The sequence below is a fragment of the Shewanella sp. 10N.286.54.B9 genome, from assembly GCF_041468565.1.
GTDB lineage: Bacteria > Pseudomonadota > Gammaproteobacteria > Enterobacterales > Shewanellaceae > Shewanella.
The window spans coordinates 73,736-83,161 of record NZ_JBFRIY010000009.1 but is presented as its reverse complement, the minus strand read 5'-3'; the positions used below and the strand labels follow the sequence as shown (position 1 = coordinate 83,161).

5 protein-coding genes are annotated in these 9,426 nt (G+C 41.5%); 1 reads left to right on the top strand and 4 read right to left on the bottom strand.

Annotated elements, in window-relative coordinates; translation table 11 throughout:
* Positions 1-188 precede the first annotated feature (188 nt).
* Both dsbB and nhaB read right to left on the bottom strand, forming a co-directional pair.
* Entirely contained in the window at positions 189-698 is a 510-nt protein-coding gene (dsbB, locus tag AB4135_RS02780) for a disulfide bond formation protein DsbB (RefSeq protein WP_371990121.1), read from the bottom strand.
* A gap of 94 nt (positions 699-792) precedes the next feature.
* Entirely contained in the window at positions 793-2,379 is a 1,587-nt protein-coding gene (gene nhaB, locus AB4135_RS02775; RefSeq protein ID WP_371990119.1) for a sodium/proton antiporter NhaB, read from the bottom strand.
* A gap of 304 nt (positions 2,380-2,683) precedes the next feature.
* Here nhaB and fadR point away from each other — a divergent pair, with 304 nt between their 5' ends.
* Complete coding sequence (gene fadR / locus AB4135_RS02770; RefSeq protein ID WP_371990117.1) at positions 2,684-3,403, top strand: fatty acid metabolism transcriptional regulator FadR; 720 nt, start codon at positions 2,684-2,686, stop codon at positions 3,401-3,403.
* Positions 3,404-3,472: 69 nt separating this feature from the next.
* On the opposite strand, the gene AB4135_RS02765 is transcribed toward fadR, so the two are convergent.
* Together AB4135_RS02765 and AB4135_RS02760 are read right to left on the bottom strand one after the other, a co-directional pair.
* Complete coding sequence (locus AB4135_RS02765; protein ID WP_371990115.1) at positions 3,473-7,486, bottom strand: translocation/assembly module TamB domain-containing protein; 4,014 nt, start codon at positions 7,484-7,486, stop codon at positions 3,473-3,475.
* Complete coding sequence (locus tag AB4135_RS02760; protein ID WP_371990254.1) at positions 7,483-9,324, bottom strand: autotransporter assembly complex family protein; 1,842 nt, start codon at positions 9,322-9,324, stop codon at positions 7,483-7,485. Before AB4135_RS02760 ends, AB4135_RS02765 begins: the two co-directional genes overlap by 4 nt.
* Positions 9,325-9,426: the final 102 nt, after the last annotated feature.

Below are 9,426 nucleotides of genomic sequence, written 5' to 3'. Positions count from 1 at the left end.
TTGTAGACTATTTGTGGATAATAACTAAACGGCATAGCCTCCGCCTTGTCAAAATAGCCAATAAACTGCGGCAAAAACAACCGTGAAAGATCAACTGCCGCTAGTAAATTGTAGATAACCCGAGTGTTATACTCGGATTATCAAACTCAAATTTTCTAATTACCGTGAGATCGGATATTCGAAAGGTATTACTTTTTTGATAGTAAAGCAGGGATAAAAAAGATTAATAGCGCTAATAAATAAACAGTAAATGCCACTATCATCCACTGCCCCATCGTCACTCCCATCATCTGCCATGGTATATCGGTACACATACCGGTCGGCATGAATATTGATGGGATCCACTCATGTAGAGGCATCCAACTTGGAAACTCAGGCAAGAAAGAGCACGTCGCGAACGGGGAAGGGTTGGTTTGCATATCAACTAATTCTAGCGCTAGCTTTAGCCCATAGGCTGCACTTGTGCCCCAGAGCCCCATTGCAATAATGCGAGCAATACGCGATTGGTAGCCAATAGTACCCAGTACCCCAGCAAACAAAATACCAAATATTGCCAACCTTTGATAGATACACATCACACAAGGATCTAGCTTCATAATATATTGAAAAAACAGTGCGGCCAATTCTAAAGCGAGCGCCGTGGCTGTTAGTACCAGCCATGCCGTACGGGATTGGGCAAAATTGATTAATGCATTCAACGATTAGCTCTCCATTGCAAATAAAAAACGCCCTAAATAGGGCGTTTTATATGACTAACCAAATTAAGATTAGTTCAGTCAAACACTAACACAATTAGTGTCCGGATACCGCACTATGTCCAACTTCTTGTGCTGTATGGTGCAGCAACATTCCTGAATCGTAGAAATATTGCGTCATTTGTTCTAAACCGCCGAACTGAATAGCTAAAATGCCCACAACTGATAAAACGATTGTGTAAGGTAGTGCCATCCAAACCATACGTCCGTATGAAAGACGGATTAACGGGGCAATTGCCGATGTCAGTAGGAATAGGAACGCAGCTTGGCCGTTTGGTGTCGCTACTGAAGGCAGGTTAGTACCTGTGTTAATCGCAACGGCAAGTAGGTCAAACTGATCTCGGGTGATCTGACCATCAAGCAAGGCTGCTTTAACCTCATTAATGTAGACCGTTCCTACAAATACGTTGTCACTGACCATTGACAGTAAACCGTTGGCAATATAGAAAATAACTAATTGGGTGTTACCTTCATAGCTAAGTGCCCATTGAATCACTGGTGCAAACAGTTGCTGGTCGATAATTACGCCAACAATAGCAAAGAACACAGCAAGTAATGCTGTGAAAGGAAGTGCTTCTTCAAAGGCTTTACCAAGTGCATGTTCGTTAGTTACGCCGTTGAATGCTGTCGTTAAAATGATAACAGACAAACCAATCAAACCTACTGAAGCAAGATGGAATGCAAGGCCGATAATAAGCCAAATCCCCACGAATGCTTGAACGACTAATTTTATCTTGTCATGTTTAGTACGGTGAGCATCTTCATGAGCAGAGTAATCGGACAAAATTTTGTGCACAGCATCTGGCAATTGCTTACCGTAATCAAAAACTTTGAATTTCTCTACCAAGTAACAGGTGAATACACCAGCGACGAATACAGGTACGGTTACAGGAGACATACGCAGTGCAAATTCTGCAAACTGCCAGTTTGCTTGAGCTGCAATAATTAAGTTTTGCGGTTCGCCGACCATAGTACAAACACCACCGAGTGCAGTACCAACACCGGCATGCATCAGAAGATTTCGTAAAAAGCCTCGGAATGCTTCAAGTTCGTCTTCACATAACTGGCTTTGGCCATCGCTAGTATGATCATGGCTATCGTTAAAGTTCTTACCCGATGCAACTTTGTGGTAAATAGAATAGAAACCAACCGCTACAGCGATAATTACAGCGATTACGGTTAGTGCGTCGAGAAATGCAGACAAAAATGCAGATGCAACACAGAACATTATTGATACGGCAATTTTGGAGCGAACCTTAGTGATCATTTTCGTGAAGACAAACAGTAAAAGCTGCTTCATGAAATAGATGCCAGCAACCATAAAGATTAGCAGCAATAAGACCTCTAGGTTTGCTTCAATCTCATGCAGAACTTGGCTAGGCGAAGTCATGCCTATTATTACCGCTTCGATTGCAAGTAACCCCCCGGGTTGCAATGGGTAGCATTTAAGCGCCATAGCAAGGGTAAAGATAAACTCTAAAACCAACAACCAACCCGCAACAAACGGATTAAGATAGAAAACGACCGGGTTGATCACTAGAAACGATAATATTGCGAATTTGAACCACTTTGGCGAATTGCCTAAGAAGTTATCAAGAAACGCCTGACTTATTGTCACAGGCATGGAATCCTCACTCTTGTATTTGTAATGTTCGATTGTAACAAGAAATTAACTAGATTTGTTGTTACTAATAAAATTGCCGACGCTAAAGGTAATTCCTTTTGACTAACTTAAACAGCTTTGATTACCCAAACGTGTATCTAAATCAAAAAAAATCATTTAAAACTCTTTGTTAGCATGTTTTTTGAGCATAATTTGTATTTTCTCGTAACAGTGCTTATCTAATGAAGCGGTTTAGGTTTCCATTTTGGGTAGCTCTGGTATGATCAGTATTAGAACAACACTAATAATTGGATAGAGTAGGCTGATGATCATCAATGCCAAAGGCCCTGCAAGTTTTGCAGAGAAATATATTGTACGATCCATTTGGGAGAACAAATTTGCCCCCGGTTCTATTTTGCCAGCTGAACGAGAGTTGTCTGAATTAATAGGTGTGACCCGCACGACATTACGTGAAGTGTTGCAACGCCTTGCGCGAGATGGATGGTTAACTATCCAACATGGCAAACCCACTCGAGTGAATAATTTCTGGGAGACTTCAGGGCTCAACATTCTAGAGACAATTGCTGAACTCGATCCCGATGGTTTTCCAGAGCTAGTCGATCAACTGCTATCGGCTCGTAGTAGTGTTAGTGCAATCTATTTTAGAGGCGCTATTCGAAATAACCCCGATAAAGCGGTTGAAGCATTATCAAAACTTGATGAGTTGGAAGATACTGCGCAAGCTTATGCAGATTTCGACTATGAGTTGCAGCACACTTTAGCATTTTCTTCAGGTAATCCTCTTTATGTTCTTATTCTTAACGGTTTCAAAGGATTATATAGTAGAGTTGGACGCTATTATTTCTCTAGCGCCGATGCACGAGCACTAGCGTTAGATTTTTATAAACAGCTGCAGCAGCTCGCAGTCGATAAGAATTATGCGGATGTTGCTGCGCTTATGCGAACATACGGTATTAATAGTGGCATGATGTGGCAGAGCTTACGCGACCAAATGCCAGTTGAGTTGGGCCATTCAAATACCTAGAGCATCAAATTGAGTTTAGTCAGTTAAAAAAAGAGCCATCTATTTAGATGGCTTTTTTAATGCTCTAGATTATAGGTCAAAGCTGTAGTAAATATCTAAAGATTGCTCAATGGTACCCGACACCGTCTCTAGATAAAGCTGCGATAACAAATAATATCGCACAGTCATTTCATATCCTGGGTTAAATACCCCAATACCGTATTTTACCATTAGGTCTTCGCCAATAAATCCGCTAATAGCGAATCGACCATCGTCGTTTGCATCGAGTTGGACATTTGAAAAACCTATTTTTTCGATGATGCCTGTCGCTGTATTACCGATATTACCTATGGCTCCGCCGCCAATTTGGTTACTGAGTGTTAATGCTGCTCCCATCATTAAGCCGCTGTTTTGGTCAACGTCATTGCTATTTAACCCTGTTCCCCTAACAATATAATTTAAAATTTCTGCCTGCTCTTTTGCTGGGTTTGAATAAAGGTTAACGATTGGTTTCATCGGTGTTCCAGTTATGCGAACACCTGCTGTCACGTCTTCCTCTTTAATTTCGCGAGCCGCTTCTATATTCAAATTTGGCACATCAATGGGGCCAATAAACTGCATTTCACCGGCTTTAATTTTTAAAGTCTGCCCCATGAACTTATAAGAGCCATCAATAACTTTTATTTCACCAAAGAGCAGCGGTGGCCGAAATGGGCTCTGCTTTAATTCTAACTTGCCTAATAATTTGCCGTCGAGTCCCATTCCATCAACTTTTAAATCGTCGCCAATGTTTAAATTCACTTCAGCTGAAACTGCTAACGGTGTGGCTTTCGAAGTTTGGGTTGCAAGGCTGTCTTTAAACACCACGTCTTTAGATACAGCAACACCGCCTTCTGGCAACTGAACAATTGTGATCTGGCCACTGGGCACATTAATATCACCTTTTACATCAACGGAATGGTCGGTAAAACTAATATTGAGATCTGTTCCAACACTTAGAATTGCAAGCGGCGGCTGAATGACTGCCAGATCCTTGCCTTTTATATCGAAGTTACCTTGTAACTGTTTATTTAACCAATCCAGTTGACCGTCGATATAAGCAAGCCCTTTGCCCATTTTTAGCTCACCATCTATTTGTGCTTGTTTACCGGCGAAGGTTAGATTCAAGTCTACATCTTCAATAAGTGTTGGGTTTGCGGTAGCTAAAATAGATCCGTTTCTCAGCGTTATATCGCCTGAGGCTTGTGGGTCTGCTAGCGTTCCGCTCAAATTAAGATTACTCGATACTATACCTTCTAATGTTTCTAGCTCAGGTAATAGCTGAGCGAGTGCTTGTAAGTCTATTTGATGTAAGGCAAGTTTGCCGTCAATGCTTCTATCTGGGGTGACACTAACAGTGAGGTTCGCGTCTAAACTGGCTATCTTATAAGACTCTAGTGCGATTGTTGTTTTAAGAAACTGTTCGTTCAATAGGCTTTGTATGTTGAAAGATTTGTATCCGACACTGATCTCATTACTATTGGCCGTTTTAAAGTTGAAAGCGCCAGGTTTGAGATCAAGCTCTAATTGACCTGTAGGCTTAGCTTCTTCGAACCATGTGAATTCTGACGCTAGAGTGGCAGGCGCTTGCCAGCGAATACTCTCTGGTAGCCATGGTGAAATTAAAACCCCAAGATCACCTGTGTATTGCATTTTTGCTTGACCACTCAGACCGACATTTATTGGCTCGACTGCACATAACTTGCCGCTGTCATGGGACAGACAAAATGGCGTAATTTGACCTTTATTTTTTGAAATATCGTACTGTGCTCTGATTGCTTTCTCGAGAGTAACCTCACCAAGCTTTGAATGCAGGCTTAGCTGATCTATTTGCCCACTTACAGAGTTTTTATTGTCATCAAATTGGCTATTGATGCTCGTCGTTAACCCGAGTTCCCCGAGAGTTTCTACACTCAGGGATTGCTGATTTAAGTCGCCGTTACTTTGTATTTTGATACTGTCTAGAAATATCGAATCGTAATTAAACTTTTCCGAGGTTAGCTGTGCTGAGTACGATTGATTATCGAGCGGTCTATATCGAGCTGTTAAATTTAGTTTCTCTAGCGATAATTGATTGAACTTAAGATTGTTGGCCAGAAGAGATACACCGATATTGGGTTGTTCTGACTCGCCAGTGACAGTAATGTCGCTTTCAATTGTTCCTTGAGCATCTTGGTGCCATAGGCTTAAATCTGGTACGGTTAAGTCACCTGTTAATGCCCAGCGCTTATCTACTTCACCCTCAATGTATAAAGCACTTTTCAACGCATGAATATTGAGTCCGGTCGAACTTAAATACCAATTGTGGTTAAGTGTTAAATTACCATCGATTGTCAGTGGGTAGGTTTCTATATCTCCATCAAGTTTTGCATCTGCTATGCCTACCGACCATTGGGAATTTGCTAATGAAAATTTACCGTTACTGCTAAACTGGCCATTAATACTGCTTTTAGGTAAGGACTGTTCCAAATCGAGTTGTAGTTGGCTAATATCGAGTTTTTCAGTGACAACAGCAGTATCCCACTTAACCGTATCGCCGTAAGTGAGTTTCCCATCAATTGAAACATTACCCATCTCGCTCTCAATCTTTAGTTCACTGAAATCAAGTGTTGAATCTTGGTGTGCAAATAGAGTGTTAACCTTGATTATCGGCTGGTATTTGGAGTTGAAATTTGTTTGCAGATCGACGTGTTGCTGCTTAAGATCACCTTGAGTTTTCAGTTTGATGTTGGTTGCAATATACTCAGGCTTTGCCATTGGCCATTGCAGTTTATTTGACTGCAGTGCTATCGAATAAGGGATTTTAGGGTTAGCTAGAGCAATACTCGAAGATAACTCAAATTCAAACTGTCCATGACCTACAATCTCACTGTGAATTTCTCTAAAGCCTTGCTTCACTGATACATTGAGTTGCTGGCCTTTTAGGCCTGGAACTTCATCAACGTGATCAAGATTAATATCCAATTCAAAATCCATTGGATAGTCATCTGCAAGAGACATATGTCCATCTAACTCGACCGAGCCATAGCTGTGAGATACTGACAACTCATCTATATTAATCAGAAAAGTTTGATAGCTTCCACTAAGGGCGATAGTGTTAAAATGATCTTTTCTTGCACCAAGTATTAAATTGCCTTTGTTGATCTCTAGCGATTCAACATAGACAGGGATTGGCATAAACACTTCAGGTAAATGAGCCATGGCCCACTTATTAGCATCATCAGTTATTGCATTGGCGCCACTTGCTTGATTTATGGCTTCACTTGTCGAGGTAGGCATAGCAGGCTTTTCTTCAGTCACCATAGTCGCGTCTGCATTATTCTCTTCGCTGCTACCGAGTGGAATAGATACTAATAAATCTTTCGCATAAATCGATTGAGCTCTAATACCAGTACTTTGCCATTCAGCACTTAAATTAAGTTGCGCTGCGTTAAAGTCCATATCATTGACGCGCACAGTCACATGGCTCAATGCACCTATAGCAAGCTTAATACCAAATGGTAAGACAATTTCTTGATTCTCTTCAATCTCATTGACGATAGTATCGATAGGTTGACTGATATCTGTGATTAAATTGTCTTTATTGTTATTGTTATTGTTATTGTCGGTTGCAATTGCTGCATCATTTGTAGCCACTTCAATAGCGGTTGGCTCACCAAGCAAGTCAGTATCTATTTCAACATTAACTTTAGTTGCACTTAACTCATTTACGCATAACTGCTTTTGGATTAAGCACATAGGGTTCCAATCTAAGACTAACCCAGTGGTTTCAACTTTAATTCCTGGCATTTGCCAGTTACCGACGTCTAATTGTAGGCGGTTATTTATTTTTCCAGATACATAACTGATGTCGAGATCAGGCACAAAAAGATCAGCTATTTTTACTGCGAAATGAGAACCAAAGTTAGTCCCTATAATAATGGCTAAGCTGATTAACAAGCCTAGAGGAATATAAAAAAGCGTTCGGAAAAGGCGCTTAAACCAACGCCAAATGATTACTCTTGCTTGGTGAGCTTTGGAACGAGATTGCGGAGCTTTATCTGTCTCCGGTGTTTTTTGCGTCACAGTTCAGCCCCCATCGTGATATGGATACGCCAAGGTCTACTAATGGTATCGGTTTCCTTTAAGCCTACACCCACATCAAATTTCACTGGGCCTATCGGCGATATCCAATGGATGCCGGCACCGACAGAGGTAATGGCTTCTATCTGATTAACATCAAAGGCGTTACCCGCATCAATAAAGGTGGCTACACGCCAAGTGGGGGTGACGTAATACTGGTACTCAATGCTACCTACCATCAAATAACGTCCACCAACAACTTCTCTCACTATTTCACCTTCATCATTTATAGAATCTATAGATGGACCGAGTTCGTTATAACTGTAGCCACGAATACTTTGGTCACCACCTGCAAAATAGCGTAATGAGGGCGGGATCTGCGCTAAATTGCTTTCATTGGTAATATTGGCGGCGAGATCCAAACGCGACACAATACGGTGGTTTTCGAAAAACCGCTGGATCCACTTAAATTTTGCCTGCAGCCGAGCTAATCGTACTTCTGAGCCTAAACTTGGGTCCGCATATTCCAAGCTGTAATATTGCAAGAAGCCTGATTTGGGATCGAGAGAGTTATCACCGCGAGACGTTTTAGACACATTAGCCCCGAAAAGTACAAAGAAGGGATCGTAATCAACACCAGATTGAGTGTAACTTTCTCGCATCACTTCGGTAGAGTAGTTGAGGATCCATTGATGACCAAGACGTTGCTGGCGGATCACTGCAAAAAGTAATTTAGATGATTCTAACTGGCCAGTGTTCTTAAATTGTCTGTCGTCTTCATTGTAAACTTGAGTGACACCATACTTGTCTCGTAACATGCCAACCCGCAATTTAAGCTGATCATCTAGAGGGTGCGTTAACGGAATGGTATAAGTGGTTAAAAATTTTGGTCTATCAGGCGCCCATTCCGCCGAGGTTTCTTGCGAGTGCCCATAACTGTTTATTTGTGGTGTACGCCAAGTAACACGAACGCGGGGTTCGATGCTGTTATCTACCGTATTACCGACATCCACACCTAAGCCAAGCTCAATCGAGTGATCGGGTTTCGGGCTCAGATCGACCCTTACAGGGACAAGTAACCCCTCAACTTGCTCAACTAAAGGTAACACTTTGATATTTGAAAAGTAGCCTGTATCGAGTAGTTGTCTATTTAATTGCCCCAAATTGCCAGTACTGTAGGGAGCATCTAGCTCGAATGGGATAAGCTGCTCTAAAATCTCGGGCTGCAATGTGTGCCCAGTAAAAGTGACTTCACCTATATGGTAGCGTTTACCAGAGTCATAATGCAGTGCTATTTTTGCGCTATTATAATCCCTATCAACCTCTATCTCGGCCTTATCAAATTTGCCATCAAAATAGCCTCGGGCTAATGACAATGTTAATAGTTGAGCTTTTAAATCTTCATATACGCCATGATTTAATCTATCTCCTGGCCGAATAGCCAATTGGGAAAGCCATTGCTCGAACACTCTGTCTTCACGCATCTCACCACTGACTTGTATATCAACCCAGCGCACTGTTGTTGGTTCTCCAGGTGTGATGGTATAGCTAAGCTGCCAAGGGCCTTTATCGTTGCGGTTAAACTCTTGCTCTATCTTGCTATTGTAATACCCCATAGAGTGCAAAGCGGCATTGATATTATCTTCAGCATTAAAAATAAAAGCACGGCGTTGTACATCTGACTTAGGTAATGTCCCCAGATGCGCTTTTACATTGCGTTCAAGGCTGCCTGTTACGCCTTCGACCTTCAGCGTTAACAGGTCATTTGCGAAGACAGCAAAAGGACTCAGTAGAAAACCGAACAATAATGTCAGTATGCTGGTTGTTCGAATCAAACTTATCAAAAATATCAGACTCTTATTATTAACTTTAGTTTTATGAAGCTATTGTCACTAGAATCGCCAAATCAAGCAAGTTGCTGATTGTAATTATGGTCGAAAATA

Coding starts and splice junctions, on each gene's coding strand:
- nhaB (WP_371990119.1), bottom strand. CDS start 2,379: ATGCCTGTGACAATAAGTCAGGCGTTTCTTGATAACTTCTTAGGCAAT.
- fadR (WP_371990117.1), top strand. CDS start 2,684: ATGATCATCAATGCCAAAGGCCCTGCAAGTTTTGCAGAGAAATATATT.